This window comes from Paenarthrobacter sp. Y-19, assembly GCF_029223985.1.
Taxonomy (GTDB): domain Bacteria; phylum Actinomycetota; class Actinomycetes; order Actinomycetales; family Micrococcaceae; genus Arthrobacter; species Arthrobacter nicotinovorans.
The window spans coordinates 2,387,065-2,411,766 of sequence record NZ_CP119414.1 but is presented as its reverse complement, the minus strand read 5'-3'; the positions used below and the strand labels follow the sequence as shown (position 1 = coordinate 2,411,766).

Below are 24,702 nucleotides of genomic sequence, written 5' to 3'. Positions count from 1 at the left end.
CTTGCCACTCTTGTCCCCTCAAGCCGGTTGAAATGCCACGGCCGGCTTAGGCCAGACCACATTCCAGTCTAGTTGAACGTCCCGAACGCACTTCCCAGCGCTTATTCAGGTAGCTGTCCCCGCTGCTTGAGGAAAAACCCCCGGCTCTGCAACCGGGGGTGCTCCGTGTGCCCATGGCCACGGTCCTTCTTGACTCTTGTGCGCAAGGGGGGACTTGAACCCCCACGCCCGAAGGCACAGGAACCTAAATCCTGCGTGTCTGCCAATTTCACCACTCGCGCTGGCCGGCATTCAGGCCCCCTTCGGGCGCCCGATGCCATATACGGCCTCCAGTGTACCCGTTACCCGTCCAGCTTGAGGTCCCGGCGCAGCTTGGCTACGTGGCCCGTGGCGCGGACGTTGTACTGGGCCAGGGAAACCTTGCCATCGGGGTCAACCACGATGGTGGAGCGGATCAGCCCCTGGTAGGTCCTGCCGTAGTTTTTCTTTTCGCCCCATGCCCCGTAGGCGTCGGCGACGGTGTGCTCCTGGTCGGACAGCAGCGGGAAGGTGAGTTGCTCTTCCGCCGCAAATTTGGCGATGGCGTCCACGGAATCGGGGGAGACTCCAACAACTTCGTAGCCGGCCGCTTGCAGGGAACCCAGAGTGTCTCTGAAGTCACAAGCCTCTTTGGTGCATCCGGGAGTAGAGGCGGCCGGGTAGAAGTAGACGATGGTTTTTCGGCCCCGGAAGTCGGACAAACTGACGTTTTCGCCCGAGGCGTCCTGCAGGGTGAAGTCCGGTGCAACGTCGCCGGGGATAAGTCGTTCAGCCAAAATATGCTCCTTGCTTTTGGTCGCGATTTCCCAGTTTAGACCGCAGAAGCCACGTCCCCGGCTCTTGCGCGCATATACTGTCGGCATGCCAGATATGGAGAGATGGCCCACTACCCGACTGCTTTCGACAGCTGCACGCCTGGTGGAAATCTCGTGGAACGAAAAATTGAAGTCCATCGGCCTTACCCACGCCGGGGTCATTGCCATGCAAGTACTTGCAGCCAAGGGTGCAATTACCCAGGCGGCTTTGGCTGAAGTTGCGAGGGTCAAAGCCCAGACCATGGGGACCACCCTTGCCAGGCTCGAGCTGCACGGGCACGTTACACGCCAACGCAGCGACTCGGACCGCAGAAGCCACGTGGTCACCCTGACGGAGGCCGGTAGCGCAGCCCTTGCGGAAGCTGTGAAGCTGGAGCAGGAAGTGTTGTCGCCTGTCGCTGTGGATACAGCGAGGCTGCGTGAGGAACTCCGGATTGTTGTCCGGGGGCTTGCGGGCTTGCCCGCTCCCGAGCAGGAATCCCAGGAAGTCGAAAGCGACGTGCCGCAGGCCTGATTCAAAACCGGCAAGGGCCTTTCCCTGCCGGCAATTCCTGCCAGTCAAAAAAGTAAAGGCTCCGGATCGTGTGAACGATCCGGAGCCTTTTGTCTTGGTGCACCCCCCGGGACTCGAACCCGGAACCCATTGATTAAGAGTCAATTGCTCTGCCAGTTGAGCTAGAGGTGCAGCTATTGTTTCGGTCTTCGAGGGAATTCGCATTCCTTGCGGACCTCCGCAACGACAAATAACTCTACACCACAATTCGCGGATTCAAAACCACGCTCAAAGTGAAGCTGCGCACGGCGCGGGATGGCATTCCTGAGGAAAAACAAAAGACCCTGGAGTGAATTCACTCCAGGGTCTTTCAGTGGTGCACCCCCCGGGACTCGAACCCGGAACCCATTGATTAAGAGTCAATTGCTCTGCCAGTTGAGCTAGAGGTGCAGCTGTTGATTTCGATCATCCGTGGGGCGTTTCCTTCCCCGGCGATCTCCGCAACGACAAGTAACTCTACACGACTTGGCCCGAAGTGCGAAATCGAGCCGGGGCACTTGCCGCGCATCATGGTTGGCTCCGCAAAATCAGCGCGAAGTCGGGGTTTTTGTTGTTGCTGAGCACCCATAGATCGCCGTTCCGTGCGCGGGCTACGTCACGCAAGCGGCCGTACCCGCCTGTGAAATAAGCCACAGGGGTTCCTGCCGTTGGGCCATCGAGGGGAACGGCCCAGAGCCGCTGGCCGCGAAGGGCGCCGGTGTAAGCCACGCCGTTGATTATTTCCAGCCCGCTCGGCGACGCCTCGGACGTCGAGGGCCAGACGACCTTCGCATCGGTCAGGCCGCTTCGGCCCGGCGCCCCCGTCACCAGAGGCCAGCCGTAATTGCCGCCAGGGAGGATGAGATTCAGTTCGTCGTCCACGTCAGGGCCGAACTCGCTTGCCCACAGCCTACCTTCGGCGTCCCAGGCCAGGCCTTGGACGTTCCGGTGCCCATAGCTGTACACAGGATTGTCACCGAAAGGATTACCCGGCGCGGGGCGCCCCTCCGGGGTCAGGCGGAGGATCTTGCCACCCAGGGCATCCGTGTCCTGCGGTTGCTCCCTGCGCTGGGAGTCCCCGGTGCCGACATAGAGCATTCCGTCCGGACCGAAACGAATACGTCCTCCGTTGTGGGTCGATGCCTTCGGGATTCCAGGGAAGATGACCTCCGGTGTGCCGAGCCCCGAGGGCCCGTCGGCATCCTCCTTGAGTTGCATCCGGACAATCCGGTTGTCAGTTGCCGACGTCAGATAGGCATAGAGCCACCGGTCGGAGACAAAAGACGGCGACACGGCAAGTCCCAGCAATCCGCCTTCGCCGCCGGGAACGACGCCGGGTACCTCGGCTATCGGGGTCGCGCGGCCGTCCTTGATCCCCACGAGCCGCGCCGAATCCCGTTCGGACACTACGGCGGTGCCGTCCGGCAGGAAGACGACGGACCATGGCAGCTGGAGCCCGACGTCGAGCTTTTGCAGGACCTCAGGGGCCGGCGGTGCGGCCTGCCCCGTCCGGCTCGATCCGGAGCCGGCCGGATTCGGGGTGGCCGCGGTGCCGGGCGAGGAGGTGCCTCCGGTGCAGGCTGAAAGTGCCACTGCCAACACAAACGCATGGCCGGCCGCCACAAGCCGTTGTCCTCCCGTGAAGCCTTTTCCTGCGCCTTGGTGTCCCATGCCTGTGTGCTGCTCCTGAAGCGACGGATTCCGCGGATGGCCGGATCAGTGCCTGCTGCGCCGGGGCGGACGGAATCCGGCTGCCTCAGCATGGGCTGCGGATTCGAACCAAACGTCCGCTTCGACGTCGTTGTAGTCGGCGGCGTCCTCATCGTGATACGTCATGGTCGCCGCAATTGCCTTGACGGGATGGCCTTCGCGCTGCGTGCTGGACGAACCGGTTCCGTAGGGCTCCTCCGCGGCAAGGTGTCCGGACGGGCCGGTTTCCTCGATCGCAGAGCCTTCAGTCGTGGCTTCTTCAGCTGTGGTGTCTTCAACGGTGTCTTCGCCGGCTGCGGTCTCGGCACCGGGGAGTGTGGGGGAGTGCGGAGCAGTGTACTCCTCGTGATGGACCGGTGCGCCTGCAGCGTCAGTCCACGATGATTCCCACTCGGCTTTGTCGGCTGCGTCATCGGCCCTGGCGACGTCGTCAGCGGTGACCTCGACGGCGGGCGCCTCCTGCCAGTCGTCAACGTCGCCGGCGTCGGCAGTGTGCAACCTGGCGTCGGTATCCACTACCGGTTCGTCCACCACCGGCTCTTCGACAACCGGGGCTGCAATGACCGGTTCCTCGACCGTCAGACCGGGTGTTGCGGCCTTCTGCACGTCGGTTTGCCCGTCGGTTTGCACGTCGGCGGATTCATCGGAGGCCCCGGGGCGAACGCCGGCCTCACCAACGGCAGGTTCACTTGTCTCGCCGTGAGGTTCAACTGCTGTTTCGTCGGGGCGTGGTTCGTCTGCGCGTTCTTCGTCTGCGCGTTCTTCTTCCCTGAGCGGCTCGTCAGCGGTTGGTCCGCTGCCCTCGGCAGCTGCTTTGCCAAGGTTGGTTACGCCGGCCAGTCCGGCGACTCCCGCAGTCACCGCACCCGGATCCGGTACGGTTCCGGTATTGGTGGACTCCATTGCTGCGGGAGCCGGGCTAGCGGTGGTATTCGAGGTTTTGTTGCGGCTCATGAGCCACCAAAGAATCGCGACGACCAAAACAATGACAATGACCCAAATTAACCAATCCATGGCGGGTGCCCTTCTGCTCACAGGGGTGCAGTACGTGGTATTTCAGACGTTACGTGCCTGCTATTGGGCTGTCCAGCTTTTGGCCGGCCGGTCCCCGGAATTGATCAGATTACTGAGGAAGGTCGGGCGGCAAATTCTTTGGAAGGAATTCCTGCCCGTCGCCTAGTCTGGCTGCATGGACTTCAAAAGGCTGCAGATTCTGCGGGAGCTGGCTGATCGCCAAAGCGTGGGCGCCACCGCAGATGCCATGAATGTCACTGCTTCCGCCGTTTCCCAGCAGTTGAAGACACTGCAGGCCGAATTGGGCGTGACCCTGGTGGAAAAGGCCGGCAGGGGAGTGCAGCTGACTGAGGCCGGACACGCCATGGCTGCTGCAGCCGCCGAAATAGCTACAGCCATGGCCCGCGCTGAGTCCACCGTCGACAGCTACCGGAAAGGCTGGCAGACCAATGTTTCAGCGGCATTCTTTCCAAGTGCGGCGGAAATGCTGCTGCCGGGAATGCTGCATCGTGTAGCCGCTGTGGAGGGACTGGGCTTCGATGCCCATTTCGAGGATCCGGGAACGGCACATTTTGCTCCTTTGGTGGCCGACTATGACATCGTGCTGGCGCACAGCGTGGATGGGCCCGAGGTCTTTGCCCGGCCGGGACTAGCGGTAGTCCCGCTGCTGGAGGAAGCACTCGACGTTGCCATGCCTGCCGGGCACCCGCTGGCGTCCAAAGCGCGGTTGACTCCGGAGGACGTGGTGGACCACCCCTGGATCGGCGTTCCTGAGGGATTCCCCTTTGACGCGGTCCTTCGGCAAATCGAAGTCCATGCAGGCAAGCACGCCACGCGCGGCCAGCGGTATCCGGACCTGAGGGTCCTTGAAGCACTGGTGGGGGCAGGCCACGGAATCTGCCTCCTTCCCCGCTATACGGCCCGCGCCAGTGCACGGAAGGGATTGGTCCTCCGTCCGCTCACGGGAGTAAAGGCGAGCAGAAGCATCGTCGCCCTGTCGCGGCAGGAAGTGGCCGCACGGGCCACGATTGCAGGCGTGCTGGAGATGCTCCAGGCTGAGGCTGCCGGGATCGCCCGCCAGGCGGGCGACACCTGAGCCGCCGGCGCAACTCCACATGTGCCGGGTTTCCGCAATAATTGCCGGTTCGGGCTTAACCCGGCGGGGAAGAAGCGCTGGCGCCACCAGGTGCACATAGACTTTGGACCATGACCGACACCAACATTGCTACAGACAACACGCCGGACATCAAACCCCGCAGCCGGGTCGTCACCGATGGCATTCATGCCGCTCCCGCCCGTGGCATGTTCCGCGCCGTCGGCATGGGCGATGACGACTTTGCCAAACCCCAGATTGGTGTCGCGAGCTCGTGGAACGAAATTACCCCCTGCAACCTCTCCCTTAACCGGCTCGCGCAGGGCGCCAAGGAAGGCGTCCATGCCGGCGGTGGCTTCCCGATGCAGTTCGGCACGATCTCCGTATCGGACGGCATTTCCATGGGCCATGAAGGCATGCACTTCTCGCTCGTCTCCCGCGAAGTCATTGCCGACTCCGTGGAGACCGTGATGCAGGCCGAGCGCATTGATGGTTCGGTCTTGCTGGCCGGTTGCGACAAGTCCCTCCCGGGGATGCTCATGGCGGCCGCCCGCCTGGACCTCGCTTCGGTGTTCCTCTACGCCGGTTCGATCATGCCGGGCTGGGTCAAGCTCGAAGACGGTTCGGAGAAGGAAGTCACCCTCATCGACGCTTTCGAAGCGGTGGGTGCCTGCGCCGCCGGGAAGATGAGCATGGAGGACCTCACCCGCATCGAAAAGGCCATCTGTCCCGGCGAGGGCGCCTGTGGCGGCATGTACACGGCCAACACCATGGCGTGCATCGGCGAAGCCCTTGGCATGTCCCTCCCGGGCTCGGCGGCACCGCCGTCGGCAGACCGCCGTCGTGATGACTTTGCGCGCAAGTCCGGCGAAGCGGTGGTCAACCTGCTGCGCCTGGGCATCACCGCGCGCGACATCATGACCAAGAAGGCCTTCGAAAATGCCATCGCCGTGACCATGGCGTTCGGCGGTTCCACCAACGCCGTGCTGCACTTGCTGGCGATCGCCCGTGAGGCAGAGGTCGAACTGACGCTGGATGACTTCAACCGCATCGGGGACAAGATTCCGCACCTCGGCGACTTGAAGCCCTTTGGGCGTTACGTCATGACCGACGTCGACAAGATCGGCGGCGTGCCGGTCATCATGAAGGCGCTGCTCGACGCCGGGCTGCTGCACGGCGACTGCCTCACCGTCACCGGCAAGACCCTCGCCGAGAACCTCGCCTCCATCAACCCGCCGGATCTGGATGGCAAGATCCTCCGCGCGCTGGACAACCCGATCCACAAGACCGGCGGCATCACCATCCTCCACGGATCCATGGCGCCGGAGGGCGCTGTGGTCAAGAGCGCCGGCTTCGATGCCGACGTCTTCGAGGGAACCGCCCGTGTGTTCGAGCGCGAGCAGGGCGCCCTGACGGCCTTGGATAATGGCGAGATCCACAAGGGCGACGTTGTGGTCATTCGCTACGAGGGCCCCAAGGGCGGCCCGGGCATGCGCGAAATGCTTGCCATTACCGGCGCCATCAAGGGCGCGGGGTTGGGCAAGGACGTGCTGCTGCTGACTGATGGCCGCTTCTCGGGCGGCACCACCGGCTTGTGCATCGGCCACGTTGCGCCGGAAGCCGTCGACGGCGGTCCGATCGCCTTTGTGCAGGACGGCGACCGCATCCGTGTCGACATCGCTGCCCGTTCGTTCGACCTCCTGGTTGATGATGCGGAGCTCGAAGCCCGCAAGGAGGGCTGGCAGCCGCTGCCCGCCAAGTTCACCAAGGGTGTGCTGGCAAAGTACGCAAAACTGGTCCACAGTGCTTCCACGGGAGCTTACTGCGGATAATTTCCTGTCTTGGACTCCGCTCCGGCAATGGGGCGGAGTCCGGCAGGCGGACATCGCTGTCCAAATAGTGAGATACGATAGTGGTCAATTGACACGTATCTCACTTTGAGGGAACACTGAACGCATGATCACATTCGTTACCGTCGGCGTCGTCGTCCTTACCAAGCGCGTGGCTTAGCCCGACTGGTAACGAACCGTCACGCGCAAACCCCTCGAAGAGCCGCAAGGCTGAGGGGTTTTTTTATTCCCAAGACCCACCCATTGAAGATCCACTAAGGAAGAGTCCGATGAGCAAAGGATCGCCGATCAGCCCCTCGCTGATGGCTGCAAAGTCCGCTGGAGCCCACAAAGCTCCGGAAAAGGTCGACCGATCGGCGGAGTCCGTCGTCGTCGATTCTGCTGCACCTCTCTCTCCTGTACTTGGGCCGAACACCGTTGTACCCCCGACGGTGATGACCGGCTCGCAAGCAATTGTCCGTTCGCTCGAAGAACTCGGCGTGGACGATATTTTTGGTTTGCCCGGTGGCGCGATCCTGCCCACCTATGACCCCTTGATGGCCTCCAGCATGAATCACATCCTGGTCCGTCACGAACAGGGAGCCGGCCACGCCGCGCAAGGCTACGCCATGGTTACCGGACGGGTTGGCGTTTGCATCGCCACCTCGGGACCCGGTGCCACCAACCTCGTTACCGCCATCATGGATGCCCACATGGACTCCGTGCCGATGGTGGCCATCACCGGCCAGGTCGCCAGTGGAGTCATCGGCACCGATGCCTTCCAGGAAGCGGACATCGTGGGAATCACGATGCCTATCACCAAGCACTCATTCCTGGTGACCGACCCCAACGACATTCCGCACGTCATGGCCGAAGCCTTCCACCTGGCATCCACCGGCCGGCCCGGTCCGGTCCTGGTGGACATCGCCAAGGATGCCCAGGTCGGCCAGATGACGTTCTCGTGGCCACCGAAAGTGGATCTGCCCGGGTACCGTCCCGTGGTCCGCGGGCACAACAAGCAGGTCCGCGAAGCGGCCAAGCTGATCGCAGCATCCAGCAAGCCTGTTCTCTACGTGGGCGGCGGCGTGGTCAAGGGCCACGCATCTGCAGAACTGATGGAACTCGCTCTGGCTACCGGCGCTCCCGTGGTCACCACCCTCATGGCCCGCGGAGCGTTCCCGGACTCCCACCCGCAACACGTCGGCATGCCCGGCATGCACGGTTCGGTCTCCGCGGTCACCGCCCTCCAGCAGGCAGATCTGTTGATCACCCTGGGTGCCCGCTTCGATGACCGCGTGACAGGTGTCCTGAAGACCTTCGCACCCTTTGCAAAGGTCATTCACGCCGACATCGACCCCGCGGAAATCTCCAAGAACCGTACGGCCGATGTCCCGATCGTGGGTTCGGTCAAGGAAATCATTCCGGAACTCACGGAGGCTGTGAAGACCCAGTTCGAGCAGAGCGGTGCTCCGGACCTCGATGCATGGTGGGCCTTCCTGGGCAACCTGCGCGAGACCTACCCGCTCGGTTGGACGGAGCCCGAAGACGGACTGTCCGCCCCGCAGCGCGTCATCAAGCGCATTGGTGAACTCACGGGTCCGGAAGGCATATACGTTGCAGGCGTTGGCCAGCACCAGATGTGGGCCGCCCAGTTCATCAAGTACGAGCGCCCGCATGCCTGGCTGAACTCCGGTGGTGCCGGCACCATGGGCTACTCGGTTCCCGCGGCGATGGGTGCCAAGGTCGGCGAGCCGGACCGCGTGGTCTGGGCCATTGATGGAGACGGCTGCTTCCAGATGACCAACCAGGAACTGGCTACCTGCGCCATCAACAACATCCCCATCAAGGTGGCCATCATCAACAACTCCTCGCTGGGTATGGTCCGCCAATGGCAGACCCTGTTCTACGAGGGCCGCTACTCGAACACCGATTTGAACACCGGCCACGACACCGTCCGGATTCCGGACTTCGTCAAGCTGGCGGATGCCTATGGCTGTGCAGCCTTGCGTTGTGAGCGTGACGAGGACATCGACGCCACCATCCAGAAGGCGCTTGAGATCAATGACCGCCCGGTGGTCATCGACTTCGTTGTGAGCCCCAACTCGATGGTGTGGCCGATGGTGCCTTCGGGCGTCAGCAATGACCAGATCCAGGTTGCCCGCAACATGACCCCGGAATGGGAAGAGGAGGACTAGACATGAGCCGTCACACATTGTCCGTTCTGGTCGAAGACAAGCCCGGCGTGCTGACCCGCGTGGCCAGCCTCTTCGCCCGGCGCGCGTTCAACATCAATTCACTTGCTGTGGGCCCCACCGAGGTTCCCGGGATGTCCCGCATGACGGTCGTCGTCGATGCCGACGGCGATCTCATCGAGCAAGTCACCAAGCAGCTCAACAAACTGGTCAACGTGATCAAGATTGTGGAGCTGACTTCCGAATCTTCCGTACAGCGTGACCACATCCTGGTCAAGGTACGTGCGGATGCCGCGACACGTCTGCAGGTTACCCAGGCTGCAGACCTGTTCCGTGCCGCTGTCGTCGACGTGTCCACAGACTCGTTGGTGATCGAGGCAACCGGTACCCCCGAGAAGCTCGCAGCACTTTTGTCAGTGCTCGAGCCGTTCGGCATCCGTGAAATCGTGCAGTCCGGCACCTTGGCCGTTGGACGGGGATCCCGCTCCATGAGTGACAGGGCGCTACGCTCCGCGTAAAACCAGGCGCGATGGGTCAGTGGATTTCGTTGGCCCGTCCCGCCGAGCGTTGCGTCCAGAACCGCAGCACCACATCAATATCTACGAAAAACCACTCAAGAGGAGTTACGCAAGTGACTGAAATGTTCTACGACGACGACGCAGACCTGTCGATCATCCAGGGCCGCAAGGTAGCCATCGTTGGCTACGGCTCCCAGGGCCACGCCCACGCACTGAACCTGCGCGATTCCGGCGTCGAGGTTGTCATTGCACTCAAGGACGGCTCGAAGTCGACCGCCAAGGCCGAAGACGCAGGTTTCACGGTCAAGAACGTAGCCGACGCCGCCGAATGGGCCGACGTCATCATGATCCTGGCGCCGGACCAGCACCAGCGCGCAATCTACAACGACTCCATCAAGGACAAGCTGACCGAGGGCAAGGCACTTGCGTTCGCCCACGGCTTCAACATCCGCTTCGGCTACATCGAAGCACCGGCCGGCGTTGACGTCATCCTGATCGCCCCGAAGGCACCGGGGCACACTGTGCGTCGCGAATTCGAAGCCGGCCGTGGCATCCCGGACATCATCGCCGTCGAGCAGGACGCTTCCGGTTCCGCTTGGGACCTGGCCAAGTCCTACGCCAAGGCAATCGGCGGCACCCGCGCAGGCGTCATCAAGACCACCTTCACCGAAGAGACCGAAACCGATCTCTTCGGCGAGCAGGCTGTTCTCTGCGGTGGCGTTTCCCAGCTCGTCCAGTACGGCTTCGAAACCCTCACCGAAGCCGGCTACCAGCCGCAGATCGCCTACTTCGAGGTTCTCCACGAGCTCAAGCTCATTGTTGACCTCATGTGGGAGGGCGGCATCGCCAAGCAGCGTTGGAGCGTTTCCGACACCGCCGAGTACGGTGACTACGTCTCCGGTCCCCGCGTCATCACCCCCGAGGTGAAGGAAAACATGAAGGCTGTCCTCGCGGACATCCAGAACGGTGCTTTCGCAAAGCGCTTCATCGACGACCAGGACAACGGCGCAACCGAGTTCAAGGAACTCCGCGCCAAGGCCGAGAAGCACCCGATCGAAGAAGTTGGTCGCGAGCTGCGTTCACTGTTCTCCTGGCAGCAGCAGGACGCCGACTACGTCGAAGGTTCCGCAGCCCGCTGATTGCCCCTCGTGGCAGCAGCACTGCACCAGCATTAAGCAGCGACGCCCGTCCGGCGAGTTTCAGCCGGGCGGGCGTCGCCGTTTCCAGCACCGTTTCTCCACCGAATTGCACTCCCGGTGGTGCTGTGAACTTCTTCACATCGCTTCCGGTCCGGCCGTAACATCCCTCGCCGGCACCGGAAACACGGCCCGGATTCGATATTCTGGGCTGGTCCCGGCGCCGTGCCCCGGGCCATGCATCCGCTCCTTGTCCAGTTCTGTCCCAAGTTGTCCAAAGTAAGGTGCCACCCCGTGTCAGCCAGCAAACCCGTAGTCCTCCTCGCTGAGGAACTTTCGCCCGCAACAGTCGAGGCATTGGGCCCGGATTTTGAAATCCGCCAGACCGACGGTGCCGACCGTTCCCAGCTGCTGTCTGCCATCGCCGACGTCGATGCCATCCTGGTCCGCTCTGCCACCCAGGTGGACGCCGAGGCAATTGCCGCAGCGAAGAACCTCAAGGTCATCGCCCGTGCAGGAGTAGGACTGGACAACGTGGACATCAAGTCCGCGACGCAGGCCGGCGTCATGGTGGTCAATGCGCCGACGTCCAACATCGTCTCGGCCGCGGAGCTCACCGTGGGTCACATCCTCAGCCTCGCCCGCCACATTCCGCAGGCCAGCGCGGCGCTGAAGAACGGCGAATGGAAGCGTTCCAAGTACACCGGCATCGAACTCTTCGAGAAGAAGATCGGCATCATCGGCCTGGGCCGCATCGGCGCCTTGGTGGCAGCACGGCTCCAGGGCTTCGAAACCGAAATCCTTGCCTATGACCCCTACATCACCTCTGCCCGGGCGGCGCAGTTGGGCGTCAAGCTGGTCACGCTGGATGAACTTCTGGAGAACGCTGACTTCATCACCATCCACATGCCCAAGACACCGGAAACGGTAGGCATGCTCGGCGCCGACGCCTTCCGCAAGATGAAGGAATCCGCTTATGTCATCAACGTTGCCCGCGGCGGCCTGATTGACGAAGAAGCGCTTTACTTCGCATTGAAGGAAGGCCAGATCGCAGGCGCCGGCGTGGACGTTTTCGTCAAGGAGCCCAGCACCGACCTGCCGTTCTTCGAACTCGACAACGTCGTAGTCACCCCGCACCTCGGCGCATCCACCGACGAAGCCCAGGAGAAGGCCGGCGTTTCAGTCGCCAAGTCCGTCCGCCTGGCCCTCGCCGGTGAGCTCGTGCCGGATGCCGTGAATGTTGCCGGTGGCGTTATTGCCTCCGATGTCCGTCCGGGCATCCCGCTGATCGAAAAGCTGGGCCGGATCTTCACTGCGCTCACCCACGCTTCGCTGACGCAGATCGACGTCGAAGTTGCCGGTGAGATCGCTGCCCTGGACGTCAAGGTTCTTGAGCTGGCAGCCCTGAAGGGTGTGTTCGCCGATGTTGTCACGGAGCAGGTTTCCTACGTCAACGCACCGGTCATCGCCGAGCAGCGCGGCATCAACACCCGGCTCATCACCACGCCGGAGGCTGAGGACTACCGCAACGTCCTGACCATCCGCGGTGCCCTCAGTGACGGTTCGCAGATCTCGGTGGCCGGCACCCTGACCGGTCCCAAGCAGGTCGAGAAGCTGGTAGGCGTCAACGGCTACGACGTCGAAATCCCCATCAGCGAGCACCTCGTGGTGGTGGCCTATGCCGACCGCCCCGGTGTCATCGGCACCATCGGCCACATCCTCGGCATGAACAACATCAACATCGGTGGCATGCAGGTTGCCCGCCAGACTGAAGGCGGCCAGGTTCTGGCCCTCCTGACCATCGACAGCTCAGTTCCGCAGCAGGTGCTCGAAGCCATCAAGGCCGGCATTGGCGCAGACATGGTACGCGAAGTGGACCTGGAGGACTAGGACTGATCCACATCAGCTGAAGTCCGCGTGCCGGCGACACACCTTTGGCACGCAGAAGTGGCCGGTCTGCTTACAATGGCTGGGTCCGGGATTCGGACCCGGCAGCAGGCCGGCCACAACTTTCAGCACACCCAGCCCGGTATTCCGCTGTGTTTTTTCAGGATTACCGGACAATGTGTGCGCGCCCGCAATCAAGGTCTCAGGGAGCCCAATGAACGCCGTCCAAAGGTTCATCAGAAGCCGTGTGCTGCTGCTGACCGCGGCCATTTTGATCGTCGCAATGTGCTTGTCCGTCCTCGTTCAGAGCCAGTCGCAGGCGGCTCTGAACCGGACAGTGGACGAGAACTCGCGGGGACTCTACGACATCCTGGTCCAGGCCAAGCCTGACCAGTCACAAAAGGACGACGGTGGTTCCCTGATCCAGCCGGAAATCGCCAACGGCCAGGGCGGAATCAGCTTCGACCAGTTGGAGAAAATCCGGGGCATGGGCCAGACCGCCGTGGCAGCCCCCATCAGCCTTGTCTCGCGGGTGTCCCAGAACCTTGAAGCTCCGCGCCTGAACGCGATGGACTACCTGGGGTACAACGCAGGACTCGCCGGAGCCGTGACGGCAGGGGACCCCTCTGCCATGGATGCCAGCAAGTGGCCCGCCGCGGAGTCGGTGTTTTCTGATTCTCCCAAGAAGTACCGCTTGACCGCGTCCGCCACGAGCTCTGACGGCGTCAAGGAGCAAACACTCTTCAAGACCAGCGCCGAGGGCACCTTGGGCAAGGGCCGCCTGGTGCAGGAGCAGGCAGCAGGCGGAAGCAACGTCCGGATCGCCGGCCCCGATGGCGAGACCGGCATCAAGTTCCCGGCACCCGCACTCGGCTCCGAGCACAACCTCTTCAATCTCTCGGTAGCGCTTCCCATGGCACCCGAGGTGACCGAGTCCGTCGTCGCCGTCGATCCCGCCTCTGAAAGGGCACTGCTGGGTTCCGCAGGCGACTTCCTGGCACCGCTGGAGAAGGCACCGCCTGCAGACGCACGCGACGCCGGCGCCATCGGCCGCCACTTCGAAAGCCTTTTCACCACGGGCCTCACCATGGACCAGTTGGAAGAAGGACCCGACTTCCTCGGCGTGAAGCTCAAGTACTGGGCGCCGCTCATGACGCAGTACCAGCAGGCAAAGCGTGACGGACTCCTGACCGCTGATTCGAAGGCCATTCCGTTGATCGTGCGGACGGGCACGTCCCTGGACCTGAAGTACTCGGTGAAGATCGAGGAACTGGACGCCAGCGGGAAAGTGGTCAAGGACGTAGGAACTGTCACCAAGTCCTTGGACAAGGACTACCTGCCCTTCGTTTCGAAGTCCCCTTTCGCCCTTGAATGGCCCGGTTCCACTGACCACAGCCAGTTGCTGGGCAGCACCGCTGCCTTCAGCCAGGGACTCTACAACCCCGCTACTTGGAGCACTGCTTTCGCTGCCGCCCCGCAGTACAAGGACGGCGACGAAGCTGCCAATGGTGCCTCCGACAAGAGCGCGACGCCGGGGGACTGGGTAACCGTCAACCGCCTGCCCGAGAAGTCCTCCTTCGGCGCTGCCGTGGACCAGACCCAGCGCAAGCCCGTGGACGAGCGCTCTTACCGGGAAGACCTTGAGACAGGCAAGAAGCCTGCGGCACCCCTGCCCATGGTCTACGGCACCTTTGACCCCGCCGCGGTCCAGGCTGCGGCCGGCGATGTCAACAAGCTCCCCTTGGGCGGATACGACCCCACGCCCATGAGCCTGACCAAGGACGCAGAAGGCAAAGACGTCGAGGGCAAGGAACTCAAGCCCTCACTCAGCGCGACGGGCCTCGTCAGCCAGTCCGCGGGCGCCATCACCGATTACTACGGTCTTGCGGCTGCCCGCGGTTACGACTCCAACGCCAACGTCATTGACGCAGTGCGGGTCCGTGCATCCGCCACCGGCAACTGGAAGACCGCCCAGCCCGAGGTCGAGAAGCTGGCAGCACAAATCCGTGAACTCGGTCTGGAAGCCACCGTCGTGGCCGGCTCCGCCCGCGAAGACGCCAACATCTTCGTACCCGGATACAGCAAGGACGACGCCGGCAAGGAGTCTCCGCTGGGCACCGTCCAGCAGTCATGGGTCCGGCAGAATGCGGCTGACGCCGTCTCCGGCTCCCTGACCGGAACCAACATCACGCTGCTGTTCCTGACGTTGCTCGGTGCCACGCTCCTCACGGGAGCGTCCACTGTCAGCTATATCCGCCAGCGCAGAAGCGAGGCCGGCATCCTGCGCGCCATGGGCTGGACCCAGAAGCGCATCCGCTCCTGGGTGCTGGAAGAGTTCGCTGTAGGCGCTGCGGCACTGGCTGCTGCAGGCGTCATCCTCAGCCTCCTGAGCTGGAATATTGCCACCGTCATTGTGTCGGTGACCATGCTGGTCATCTACAGTGCCGCAGCCCTCCTGGCGGCTCAGCAGCTGCGTCACCGTGTGGTGATAGACCAGGAACCCCAGCACGACGAGCGACTGGTCACCGTTGACTCACCCCTGACGTTCGCCAACAGGCAGCTGACCACAAACCGGTTCAACTCCATCTCCCTCGCTGTCGCCGTGGGCGTGTTTGGCGCCGCAGTGGGTGCACTGATCGCGCTGTTGATCGACATCCCCCGCGCGGCAGGTGCCAGCGCCCTCAGTGGCCTGGCCGCGGCCAGCATCGCTTTGCCAAGCGTGATCCTCGCTGTCTTCGGAGTCGTGGTCGGTCTCTTGCTGACCTTGGTCACCGGCAGGTTCGAGCTCCATGCCAAGCGGGAATACCTTGGTACCTTGCGGGCCATGGGCTGGAACCCGGACATGCTGGGCCAGGTCCGGTTCTTCGAAAACGCACTTGTCGGCACAGTGGCACTTCCCTTGGGTGTCCTCGGTGCCCTGGGGCTTGGTTTGCTCCTGGCCCCCTACGCAGCCCTGTGGGCCGGGCTCGCCGGTCTGCTGGCCGTAATTTGCTGGATTCCCATTGCAACGAAAGTAGTCAAATGACTGACAACCTCAACCCCGAGCTGACGGCCACCCCGGAATCCACGGAAGAGTCGCTGCAGACCAGGGCCAACACCATCGTGAGGGCCGCTGACCACGCAACCCCGCTGGAGCTGAGCAGGGTCACCATCCACTACGGCGGTGACAAGGGCGGTGCTGAGGAAGTCGACGTCGTCGACGACTTCAACCTGACCCTCCACGCCGGTGAGATGCACTGTGTCGCGGGCCGAAGCGGCTCCGGCAAAACCAGTATCCTCACGGTCAGCGCCGGACTGACGCTGCCGACGTCGGGCAAGGTCTTCTGGGAGGGCCAGCCGCTGGACGCCATGGGCGACGACGAAATCGCGGACCGCCGCCGTGCACTGATCGGCTACGTGGACCAGGGCGGTGCCCTGATCGATGGCATGAGCGCCTTGGAGAACGTGTTGCTGCCCGCTGTCCCGGACGGCGAAGTCGAACAGCGCACGGAGATGGCGAAGGACCTCCTGGACCTCGTGGGCCTTGGGCGCCGAATGCGCCACCGCCCGGCCCAGCTCTCCGGCGGTGAGCGCCAGCGCGTGGCGATCGCCCGGGCCCTGATCCTTGGCACCCGCGTTCTGGTGGTCGACGAACCGACGGCAAGCCTTGACCGGGCCGCCGCCAACCGCATCATTGGCATCCTGAAGGACACCACCAGCGACGGCATCGCGGTGCTGGTTGCATCGCACGACCACGAGCTGGTTCGTCTCAGCGATACGCTGACCGAACTTAACTAAGCTATTTCATCCGAAAAAAAGGTAACTTCTTAGAGTGACGTCTCCAGAGAAATCCCCGTTCTACATCACCACCGCAATCAGCTACCCCAATGGCGTGCCGCACATCGGCCACGCCTATGAGGTCATTGCGACCGATGCCATGGCGCGCTTCAAGCGCCTTGACGGCCATGAAGTTTTCTTCATGACCGGAACGGACGAGCACGGCCTCAAGATGCAGCAGTCCGCGGAGAAGGAAGGCCTCACGGCCAAGCAGCTCGCGGACCGCAACTCTGCCGCCTTCAAGCAGATGAGCCTGGACCTGGGCATCTCGTACGACCGTTTCATCCGCACCACGGACGCGGACCACTACACGGCCTCGCAGGCCATCTGGAAGAAGATGGAAGCCAACGGCGACATCTACCTTTCCAAGTACGAAGGCTGGTACTCGGTCCGCGACGAAGCGTATTACGTTGAGGACGACACCGTGGTGAAGGAGGACGGTCTCCGCTATTCCAAGGAAACCGACACCCTGGTTACCTGGACTGCCGAGGAAAGCTACTTCTTCCGGCTTTCCAACTACCAGGAAAAGCTCCTGGAGCTGTACGAAGCCCGCCCTGAATTCGGTGCTCCACAGTCACGTTTCAACGAGGTCATCAGCTTCGTAAAGCGTGGGCTCGAGGACCTGTCCATCAGCCGCACAACCTTTGACTGGGGCGTTCCGGTCCCGGGTGACGAAAAGCACGTCATGTACGTGTGGGTCGACGCCCTGACGAACTACCTGACCGGCGTGGGTTACCCCGACGTGGAGTCCGAGTCCTTCAGGAAGTTCTGGCCGGCCGATGTACACGTGATCGGCAAGGACATTTCGCGCTTCCACGCTATCTACTGGCCTGCGTTCCTGATGAGCGCCGGACTGGAACTGCCCGAGCGCGTCATGATCCACGGCTTCCTCACCAACAACGGTGTGAAGATGTCCAAGTCCCTCGGCAATGTTGTTGCTCCCCAGGACTTCGTGGCGCAGTACGGCCTGGACCAGTGCCGGTACTTCTTCCTCCGTGAGGTTCCGTTCGGCGCTGACGGCAACTACAACCACGAGGCCATCGTCGGCCGCATGAACGCGGACCTTGCCAACAACTTCGGCAACCTTGCCCAGCGTTCCTTGTCCATGGTGGCGAAGAACTGCGACGGCAAGGTTCCGCAGCCCGGTGCGTTCACGTCCGAGGACGAAGCGCTCCTGGAGCAGGCCGGTGCGTTGCTGGAGACTGCCCGGAGTGCCTTCGAAAAGCAGGAGTTCAGCCGGGCGCTCGAAGCCATCTGGACTGTTTTGGGCGATACAAACGCCTACTTCGCCGAACAGGCTCCGTGGGTACTGCGCAAGACGGACGTCGAGCGCATGAACACGGTCCTGTACGTCACGTTGGAGGTCGTCCGGATCGTGGCGATCCTCGCCCAACCGGTCATGCCGACGTCGTCCGCGAAGCTCCTTGATGTCCTCGGCCAGCCCGAAGGCGAGGCGCGCCTCTTTGCCGCCATCGCGGCGCCGCTGGCGGCGGGCACCGAGCTGCCTGCGCCTGCGCCGGTGTTCCCGCGTTACGAGGAGCCGGCCGAGGCATAAACCCTCGATCAGCTACCAGCCTTAAATAGGAAACGCTCCCGCACTTTCCCCCGGTACAACCGGGGAAAGTGCGGGAGCGTTTCCCGTTCACGTGCAATGAGCTGGAGCGACTACGCCGTGGCCAGTCCTTCGACCGGCGACAGCCGGGCCGCCCGGCGGGCAGGTATCACTGACGCCAGGAGACCGGCCACCACCGCGACAGCGAAGACCGCCGTCAACTGAAGCCATGGCACCGTCGGTATCACGGTGGCCACGCCGCCCAGGGTGGCCTGCGCGCCAAGCCAGCCGTACACGATCCCCATACCTGCACCCATGATGGCGGCGACGCCGGCGACGAGCACTGCCTCGATCGCCAACATCCCGCGCAGCTGGCCCGTCGTCAGGCCCAGGGCACGCAGCAGCGAGTTCTCCCGGGTCCGTTCCAGGACTGAGAGGGACAAGGTGTTGGCGACACCGATCAAGGCGATCACCACCGCAACCCCGAGGAGCCCTGTCACCACCAGGAGAAGGACATCGATGATGCTGTTGAAGGTGACCCGCTCGATCGCGGCACCACTGACGGTCCGTTCATGGACACCCAGTGCCTTAGCTATCTCCTTCTGCAGGGCCTGGACCCGGTCCCCGGATACGGAATCGTCCAGTTTCACCCACACCATGCCCGGTACCCCGGCCAGGGGACCGGAGACGACGCTCGAGGACTCCACGAACGCCGGGACGTGGCGGGTACGCAGGACCTTGGCGTCGAGGGTGACCTGGCCGCCCGCCGTCGACAACGTAGCTGGTCCTCCCGGCGAGTCTTCCGGCAGGTAGACAGTGCCGGGGCTTGGCTTGAGATGGTTGTCCCGCAGGACAGAAGCGGCATCGGCTGCGGACAGGCCGTAAACGGTGGTTCCGCCGGAGGCGTCGTCCTGGATGGCGCCTACCGGCTGAAGCAGGACCGCAGAGCTGACGCCATCGAGCCCCTTGATCCGGGAGACAGCCTGTGCGGGGTCGCCGGAACCGCTGCCTTCCGTCGCTGTCTGCGCGGAAAGATCCACCGGATAGTTCTCCGCCAAGGTGTCGTTGAACGCCTGGCGGGACGTTGCTGCGCCGGTCATCATGAGGGAGACCAACGTGACGCCGATCAACAGCGCCGCCGCCGTTGCCGAGGTACGTGCCGGGTTGCGGGTGGCATTCACCGCTGCGAGCTTGCCTGGAACACCAGCCGGTGCCGCCAGACGGCCGGCAAGGGCAACCACCGTGGGTATGAACAGCGTGGAGCACAGCAGGATGCCCACAAAGGACGCGGCGCCGCCCAGCAACGCCACGCCAAGCACCACATTGATGCTGCCGTACACCAGCAGCGCCGCGCCACCAAGCAAAGCTGCCAGGCCCACGAAAAGCCTGACCTTGCCGCGACGGTTCCGGACGGAGGCGTCATCGGCCGGCCGCAGCGCTGCAAGAGGGGCGACGGCGGTGGCCGCCTTCGCCGGGACCAGCGCCGCCACCACGGTCAGCAGCGTTCCGGCCACCAAACCGGCAATGATGGCCGACGGCGGCACGGCCAACGTGGCGAATGCCTGCTCAGGCTGGGACCTGGCCCAGGCAATCAGGGCGGTCATCAGGCCAATCGCAGCGAGGACGCCCAGCACCGAGGAGATGAAGCCGACAACAAGGGCTTCAAGCATCACCGAGCCACGGATCTGTCCCCGCCCGGCGCCTAGGCAACGCAGGAGCGCGAGCTCCCTGGTCCGCTGGGCCACCAGCACGGAGAACGTATTCGCCACCACCAACGTTGAGACCAGGATGGCAATGCCGGCGAAGGCAAGGAGGACGATCGTCAGCTGGTCCTGACCAGCGCTCAGCATCGCCACCGTCGAGGTCACCTTCTCCTGCGCGGTCTCAAGCACCGGCTCCACCGCTCCTGCGGCTTCCATCCGGTGGGCGATGTACTCCTTGGCCGATGAAACATCCTCACCGGGTTTGAGGGCGAACTGCAGCCCGGAGAAACCAGCGCCCGCGTCCTGCACCGCATTAAGGACGGACTCGGAGGCAACAAGCTGCGCCGCTGAAGAGGAGAAGGGGTCGTTGGTGGCCTGGAGCAGGCCTGAAATGGTGACCTTCGCATTCTTGACCGGACCACCGCCCTGCAACACCAGCGTGCTGCCAACCGCCAGGCCAAGGTGCCCGGCGGTCTTGACGTCGATCGCTGCCTCCAAGGTGTTGGCGGGCATGGACCCGGAACTGATCACAGCACCTTCCAGGGACGCTGGTGCCAGGTTCCGCAGGCGCCCGTACTGCTCGCCACCGCCGGCCTGGAACGTCACGTAGGTGGACCGCTCGGCGTAACTGGCCTCCACGGCCGGGGCGGACGCCGCAGCATCCACGGCAGCCTGGGTGAAGGGCTCGCCGTTCTTGGACGTGGCAACGAGATCTGCGTTGCGGTAAGCCTCCCCGATGCTTGCGCCCAGGGAGGCATTGGTACTGGCGCCGACCATGAGCGTTGAGGACAGGAACATCACGGACAACATGACGGCAAGTCCGATGGCAATGAACCGCCGGAAATGCGTCGTCAACTGCGAAAGGGCAACACGCAACATGCCTCAGGCCCCCAGCTTGCCGAGGGCCGTCAGGACGGAGTCCGCCGTGGGCTGGTGGATCTCGCCCACCAGGCCGCCGTCGCTCATCAACACCACCCGGTCCGCGTAGCTGGCCGCCACAGGATCATGGGTGACCATGATGATGGTCTGGCCCATCTCCTGGCTGCTCCGGCGCAGCAGGGCAAGGACCTCGCCGCCCGCCTTGGAGTCCAGGTTGCCGGTAGGCTCGTCGCCGAACACGACGTCGGGCCGCGTCAGCAGTGCCCGGGCTACTGCCACACGCTGCTGCTGGCCGCCGGACAGCTCATGGGGACGGTGCTTCAACCTGTCCTTCAACCCAAGGGTGCCAACAACGCTTTCCAGCCACCCGGCGTCGGCCGTTGTACCTGCCAAGGCGAGCGGAAGCGTGATGTTCTGCTCGGCCGTCAAGGTGGGCACCAGATTGAAGGCCTGGAAAACGAAACCGATCCGCTCGCGGCGAAGCGCCGTGAGCTGCCGGTCATTGAGTCCGGTGAGCTCTGTTCCGCCCAGGACGATGCTGCCGGAATCGGCTGTATCGAGCCCCGCCAGGCAGTGCATAAGCGTTGATTTGCCGGAGCCCGACGGGCCCATGATGGCCGTGAACTTCCCGGCGTCGAAGCTCACCGAGACTTCGTTCAAGGCCGTCACGCTGGTATCGGCGCGGCCGTAGCTCTTGGTCAGTTTGAAAGCCTCGACGGCGGGACGCGCCTGGGCGGCGTCCGATCCTTCGGGGCGACCGGTTCCGTGGGGATGGGGGAGAGGCGTGAAAGTCGTCATGGTTCCACGCTATGGTCCGGCCCCTGCCTGCGGGATCGGGCTGTGGGCCCATTACCGCCGGGCCATGCTCATACCGTGGTCTGAGCCTAGGTCCCCGGAGACACAACCCCGGTCTCGTAGGCGATGACCACTACCTGCACCCGGTCCCGGGCTCCCAGCTTGGCCAGGATGTGCCCCACATGGGTCTTCACCGTAGCTTCCGAAAGGAACAGCCCAGCTGCGATCTCGGGATTGGACTGTCCCTGCGCAATGAGCTGGAAGACCTCGCGCTCGCGGTTCGTGAGGGACTCGACGGCGGCCGCGTGCTCGCTCTGCTCGGGCGTCTGGGTCCTGAGCAGGGGTGCCACGTGGTCCAGCAAGCGGCGGGTGGTGGAGGGCGCGATGACCGCGTCCCCCCGGTACACGGTGCGGATGGCTTCGAGGAGTTCTTCCGGCGGCGCATCCTTCAAGAGGAACCCGCTGGCGCCGGCCTGGATGGCGGCCAGCGCATATTCATCGAGGTCGAAGGTTGTGAGGACGACGATCTTGACCTCTGCGCGTTGCGAACCCCGGGGTTGCGATGCTGCCTGCTCCAGGATGCGGCGGGTGGCTTCAATGCCGTCCATCCCGGGCATGCGGACATCCATAAGGACCACGTCCGCGGCGGTGGCGCTGAGCGCTTGAAGGGCCTCGATGCCGTTGCCTGCTTCGGCGACCACGTCGAGGTCCGGCTGGGAATTGATGAGCATGCCAAGGCCCGAACGGACCAGTTGCTGGTCATCGACGAGTGCGACCCGGATGGGTGCGGGGAGTTCAGGCATTGCTCAGGCCTCCGAATAGGGAATGAAAGCGGACACACGAAAACCGCCGCCTTGTACGGGGCCGGCCGTCAATGAACCATCGTAGAGCGAGACCCGCTCTCCCATTCCGCGCAGCCCGTTTCCGCCGCCTGCCGCCGGCGGATCGGCAGCGGCGCCCCGGCCGTCGTCGACGATGTCCAGTTGGAGGCCGCGGCCTTGCCAGGTCAGCGTCACATTCGCGGTGGCCTTGGGGCCGGCGTGCTTCATGACGTTCGTGAGGGATTCCTGGATGATGCGGTAGGCGGTGAGTTCGGCTCCGGCAGGAAGGGACCTCCGCGGGGTGCCCACCTGCTCGAAGCCCACCTGGAGGGACGCCGCCCGGAAGCCCAGGAGCAGTTCGTCCAGATCCGAGAGCCGGGGTTGCGGGCGTGTGGGGGAGTCCTCGTCCGAGCGCAGGATGCCCAGGAGCCTCCGCATTTCGCCCAGCGAGTCCCGTCCCGTGGCGGCGATGGTGGCCAGTGCCTCGGTGGCAAGTTCCGGTTTGGCTGCAGCAGCGTACCGTGCCCCGTCCGCCTGCGTGATGATCACGGACAGCGAGTGCGCCACGATGTCGTGCATCTCCCGGGCAATGTGGGAGCGTTCGTCGGCGGCGGCCAGTTTCCGCTCCTGCAACTGCTCTACTTCCATTCGGCGGGTGCGGTCCTCGAGGGCTTGCAGCTGGAGCCTGCGGACTCGGGTGAGGTCACCGAGGGTCCAGCTCACGAGGACAAGCATCCAGATCAGCACTGTGTACAGGGCGCCGATGGTGAGGCCCATGATGCCCGACTCCACACCCGTGGAGTATTCCCGCGATGTGAGCATCACGCCGCCGACCAGGCCGGCCACCAGCACGGTGCGGCTCGCCCAGGCCGGACCGTACGCTGCGGTCGCGTAGATGACCAACGGGACAGCTATCTGGCCGGCCACCGGCTCGGCACCCACCGCCCACTGGATGAGGCACACCAGAATGACGACGCCGGCCGCAACCGCCGGGCGGGTGCGTCGCCAGGCGAGGGGCAACAGCAGGCTGCAGGAGAGCAGGAACAGCCAGGGGCGGTCAGCAAGGAGGTACACGGGGCCGAAGAGCAGGATCAGGATGCACGTTGCTGTCAGATCAACTGCAAAACGGTTGATGCGGAACCATTCGTATACTGCGTGCCTTCTATCCACGGTAAGACTCTATGTGCTGGGCCGGGGCTGGGCATCATGCCAGGGTCTGAGCCCGTTCACTGCCGAATGTTCGAGGAGTGAGACGATTTTGACCAGCATGTGGATTGCTTGGCTAGATAGACGTATGAGTGCATCGTCCATCAACCTCGCTGTCATCCCCGGCGACGGCATTGGCCCTGAGGTCATCGCCGAAGCCGTCAAGGTTCTCGAAAAAGCCGTAGCCGCCGAAGGCGTGGCTCTTGAGCAGACCCACTACAAGCTCGGTGCCCAGCACTGGCTTGAGACGGGCGAGACCCTGCCTGACGAGGTTCTTGAAGATCTCCGCACGCGTGATGCCATCCTCTTCGGTGCCGTGGGCGCAGCGCCCGGCGATACCCGAATTCCCTCCGGAATCATCGAACGCGAAATGCTCCTGAAGTTGCGCTTCAGCCTTGACCACTTTGTGAACCTGCGTCCGTCGCGGCTCTATGGAACGGTCGGCAGCCCCTTGGCGAACCCCGGGACGATTGATTTCATTGTCGTCCGTGAAGGAACCGAAGGGCCCTACGTGGGCAACGGCGGGACTTTGCGCGGGGGCACCCCCCACGAAGTCGCCACAGAGGTTTCCCTCAACACCGCCCATGGTGTGGAGCGCGTAGTCCGCGATGCCTTCCGCCGGGCCAGCGAGCGTCCGCGCAAGCACGTTACGCTCGTCCACAAGCACAACGTCCTGGTCTTCGCCGGACACCTGTGGAAGCGGACTGTCGAGGCCGTGGCACAGGAATTCCCCGACGTCACCCACGATTACCTGCACATCGACGCGGCCACCATTTTCATGGTGACTGAACCTTCGCGCTTCGATGTGATCGTCACCGACAACCTCTTCGGCGACATCCTCACCGACCTCGCTGCTGCCGTCACCGGCGGTATCGGCCTGGCGGCATCGGGGAACATCAACATGGACCGCACGGCGCCGTCCATGTTCGAACCCGTACATGGCTCAGCTCCGGACATCGCCGGCCAGCAGAAAGCCGATCCAACCGCGGCCATCCTCTCCGCAGTGCTCCTTCTGGACCACCTTGGCTACACCACGGCGGCCCGCAAGATCGAAGCGGCAGTTATTGCCGACGTCGAGAACCGCGATGGAAAGCCGCGCAGCACAGCTGCCATTGGCGACGCCATTGCGGCCGCACTTTAGGCCCATTACTCAGGCGTAAGCTTG

At 63.5% G+C, this 24,702-nt stretch carries 18 protein-coding genes and 3 tRNA genes; 11 read left to right on the top strand and 10 right to left on the bottom strand.

All coding sequences use genetic code 11. From position 1 onward, the window contains the following. Nucleotides 1-199 precede the first annotated feature (199 nt). Nucleotides 200-281 (bottom strand) — tRNA-Leu (locus PYR64_RS11330). A gap of 60 nt (nt 282-341) precedes the next feature. After that, on the bottom strand, nt 342-815 hold the full coding sequence (gene bcp, locus PYR64_RS11325; RefSeq protein ID WP_018776266.1) for a thioredoxin-dependent thiol peroxidase: 474 nt from the start codon (nt 813-815) through the stop codon (nt 342-344). An 85-nt stretch (nt 816-900) separates the two neighbouring features. Between bcp and PYR64_RS11320 the strand changes: the two genes are divergently transcribed. Beyond that, complete coding sequence (locus tag PYR64_RS11320; RefSeq protein WP_026266909.1) at nt 901-1,368, top strand: MarR family transcriptional regulator; 468 nt, start codon at nt 901-903, stop codon at nt 1,366-1,368. Between the two features lie 95 nt (nt 1,369-1,463). On the opposite strand, the gene PYR64_RS11315 is transcribed toward PYR64_RS11320, so the two are convergent. The 4 genes from PYR64_RS11315 to PYR64_RS11300 form a co-directional block, all read right to left on the bottom strand. Continuing rightward, nucleotides 1,464-1,539: transfer RNA gene (locus PYR64_RS11315), tRNA-Lys, on the bottom strand. Between the two features lie 182 nt (nt 1,540-1,721). Then, nucleotides 1,722-1,797 (bottom strand) — tRNA-Lys (locus PYR64_RS11310). Nucleotides 1,798-1,914: 117 nt separating this feature from the next. Continuing rightward, on the bottom strand, nt 1,915-3,057 hold the full coding sequence (locus PYR64_RS11305; protein ID WP_275775269.1) for a PQQ-dependent sugar dehydrogenase: 1,143 nt from the start codon (nt 3,055-3,057) through the stop codon (nt 1,915-1,917). Nucleotides 3,058-3,102: 45 nt separating this feature from the next. Beyond that, nucleotides 3,103-4,110, bottom strand: a complete 1,008-nt coding sequence (locus PYR64_RS11300) for a hypothetical protein (RefSeq protein WP_275775267.1) — start codon at nt 4,108-4,110, stop codon at nt 3,103-3,105. A gap of 175 nt (nt 4,111-4,285) precedes the next feature. Here PYR64_RS11300 and PYR64_RS11295 point away from each other — a divergent pair, with 175 nt between their 5' ends. The 9 genes from PYR64_RS11295 (at nt 4,286) to metG (ending at nt 18,136) form a co-directional block, all read left to right on the top strand. After that, nucleotides 4,286-5,206 carry a LysR family transcriptional regulator gene (locus PYR64_RS11295; protein WP_055972224.1) on the top strand — a complete coding sequence of 307 codons (921 nt, stop codon included), beginning with the start codon at nt 4,286-4,288 and terminating at the stop codon, nt 5,204-5,206. Between the two features lie 110 nt (nt 5,207-5,316). Next, the gene (gene ilvD / locus PYR64_RS11290) at nt 5,317-7,035 is read left to right on the top strand and encodes a dihydroxy-acid dehydratase (protein WP_018776261.1); all 1,719 of its coding nucleotides are present in this window, start codon (nt 5,317-5,319) and stop codon (nt 7,033-7,035) included. 287 nt (nt 7,036-7,322) lie between these two features. After that, nucleotides 7,323-9,227 (top strand): acetolactate synthase large subunit, encoded by a 1,905-nt coding sequence (locus PYR64_RS11285; protein ID WP_018776260.1) that lies wholly within the window; start codon nt 7,323-7,325, stop codon nt 9,225-9,227. 2 nt (nt 9,228-9,229) lie between these two features. Beyond that, complete coding sequence (gene ilvN, locus PYR64_RS11280; RefSeq protein ID WP_011775174.1) at nt 9,230-9,742, top strand: acetolactate synthase small subunit; 513 nt, start codon at nt 9,230-9,232, stop codon at nt 9,740-9,742. Nucleotides 9,743-9,855: 113 nt separating this feature from the next. Next, complete coding sequence (gene ilvC, locus PYR64_RS11275) at nt 9,856-10,881, top strand: ketol-acid reductoisomerase (RefSeq protein ID WP_018776259.1); 1,026 nt, start codon at nt 9,856-9,858, stop codon at nt 10,879-10,881. 291 nt (nt 10,882-11,172) lie between these two features. Continuing rightward, entirely contained in the window at nt 11,173-12,768 is a 1,596-nt protein-coding gene (gene serA, locus PYR64_RS11270; RefSeq protein ID WP_275775259.1) for a phosphoglycerate dehydrogenase, read from the top strand. 211 nt (nt 12,769-12,979) lie between these two features. Further along, the gene (locus PYR64_RS11265; protein WP_018776257.1) at nt 12,980-15,790 is read left to right on the top strand and encodes an FtsX-like permease family protein; all 2,811 of its coding nucleotides are present in this window, start codon (nt 12,980-12,982) and stop codon (nt 15,788-15,790) included. Beyond that, nucleotides 15,787-16,542 (top strand): ATP-binding cassette domain-containing protein, encoded by a 756-nt coding sequence (locus PYR64_RS11260; RefSeq protein ID WP_018776256.1) that lies wholly within the window; start codon nt 15,787-15,789, stop codon nt 16,540-16,542. The genes PYR64_RS11265 and PYR64_RS11260 overlap by 4 nt, the downstream gene beginning before the upstream one ends. A 34-nt stretch (nt 16,543-16,576) precedes the next feature. Further along, complete coding sequence (gene metG / locus PYR64_RS11255; RefSeq protein WP_275775257.1) at nt 16,577-18,136, top strand: methionine--tRNA ligase; 1,560 nt, start codon at nt 16,577-16,579, stop codon at nt 18,134-18,136. 110 nt (nt 18,137-18,246) lie between these two features. Here metG and PYR64_RS11250 read toward each other — a convergent pair whose 3' ends face one another. The 4 genes from PYR64_RS11250 to PYR64_RS11235 form a co-directional block, all read right to left on the bottom strand. Beyond that, nucleotides 18,247-20,715 (bottom strand): FtsX-like permease family protein, encoded by a 2,469-nt coding sequence (locus PYR64_RS11250; RefSeq protein WP_275775255.1) that lies wholly within the window; start codon nt 20,713-20,715, stop codon nt 18,247-18,249. 3 nt (nt 20,716-20,718) lie between these two features. Beyond that, nucleotides 20,719-21,513: an ABC transporter ATP-binding protein gene (locus PYR64_RS11245; protein WP_275775254.1), complete on the bottom strand. Its 795-nt coding sequence runs from the start codon at nt 21,511-21,513 to the stop codon at nt 20,719-20,721. An 86-nt stretch (nt 21,514-21,599) separates the two neighbouring features. Beyond that, on the bottom strand, nt 21,600-22,313 hold the full coding sequence (locus tag PYR64_RS11240; RefSeq protein ID WP_018776252.1) for a response regulator transcription factor: 714 nt from the start codon (nt 22,311-22,313) through the stop codon (nt 21,600-21,602). Nucleotides 22,314-22,316: 3 nt separating this feature from the next. Further along, complete coding sequence (locus PYR64_RS11235; RefSeq protein WP_018776251.1) at nt 22,317-23,501, bottom strand: histidine kinase; 1,185 nt, start codon at nt 23,499-23,501, stop codon at nt 22,317-22,319. A gap of 124 nt (nt 23,502-23,625) precedes the next feature. Between PYR64_RS11235 and PYR64_RS11230 the strand changes: the two genes are divergently transcribed. Continuing rightward, nucleotides 23,626-24,678: a 3-isopropylmalate dehydrogenase gene (locus tag PYR64_RS11230; protein WP_018776250.1), complete on the top strand. Its 1,053-nt coding sequence runs from the start codon at nt 23,626-23,628 to the stop codon at nt 24,676-24,678. Nucleotides 24,679-24,702: the final 24 nt, after the last annotated feature.

Bases quoted from the DNA above. Each gene is read 5' to 3' on its own strand.
- PYR64_RS11320 (WP_026266909.1), top strand. From the start codon at position 901: ATGCCAGATATGGAGAGATGGCCCACTACCCGACTGCTTTCGACAGCT.
- PYR64_RS11305 (WP_275775269.1), bottom strand. From the start codon at position 3,057: ATGGGACACCAAGGCGCAGGAAAAGGCTTCACGGGAGGACAACGGCTT.
- PYR64_RS11300 (WP_275775267.1), bottom strand. From the start codon at position 4,110: ATGGATTGGTTAATTTGGGTCATTGTCATTGTTTTGGTCGTCGCGATT.
- PYR64_RS11295 (WP_055972224.1), top strand. From the start codon at position 4,286: ATGGACTTCAAAAGGCTGCAGATTCTGCGGGAGCTGGCTGATCGCCAA.
- ilvD (WP_018776261.1), top strand. From the start codon at position 5,317: ATGACCGACACCAACATTGCTACAGACAACACGCCGGACATCAAACCC.
- PYR64_RS11285 (WP_018776260.1), top strand. From the start codon at position 7,323: ATGAGCAAAGGATCGCCGATCAGCCCCTCGCTGATGGCTGCAAAGTCC.
- ilvN (WP_011775174.1), top strand. From the start codon at position 9,230: ATGAGCCGTCACACATTGTCCGTTCTGGTCGAAGACAAGCCCGGCGTG.
- PYR64_RS11265 (WP_018776257.1), top strand. From the start codon at position 12,980: ATGAACGCCGTCCAAAGGTTCATCAGAAGCCGTGTGCTGCTGCTGACC.
- PYR64_RS11260 (WP_018776256.1), top strand. From the start codon at position 15,787: ATGACTGACAACCTCAACCCCGAGCTGACGGCCACCCCGGAATCCACG.
- PYR64_RS11250 (WP_275775255.1), bottom strand. From the start codon at position 20,715: ATGTTGCGTGTTGCCCTTTCGCAGTTGACGACGCATTTCCGGCGGTTC.
- PYR64_RS11245 (WP_275775254.1), bottom strand. From the start codon at position 21,513: ATGACGACTTTCACGCCTCTCCCCCATCCCCACGGAACCGGTCGCCCC.
- PYR64_RS11240 (WP_018776252.1), bottom strand. From the start codon at position 22,313: ATGCCTGAACTCCCCGCACCCATCCGGGTCGCACTCGTCGATGACCAG.
- PYR64_RS11230 (WP_018776250.1), top strand. From the start codon at position 23,626: ATGAGTGCATCGTCCATCAACCTCGCTGTCATCCCCGGCGACGGCATT.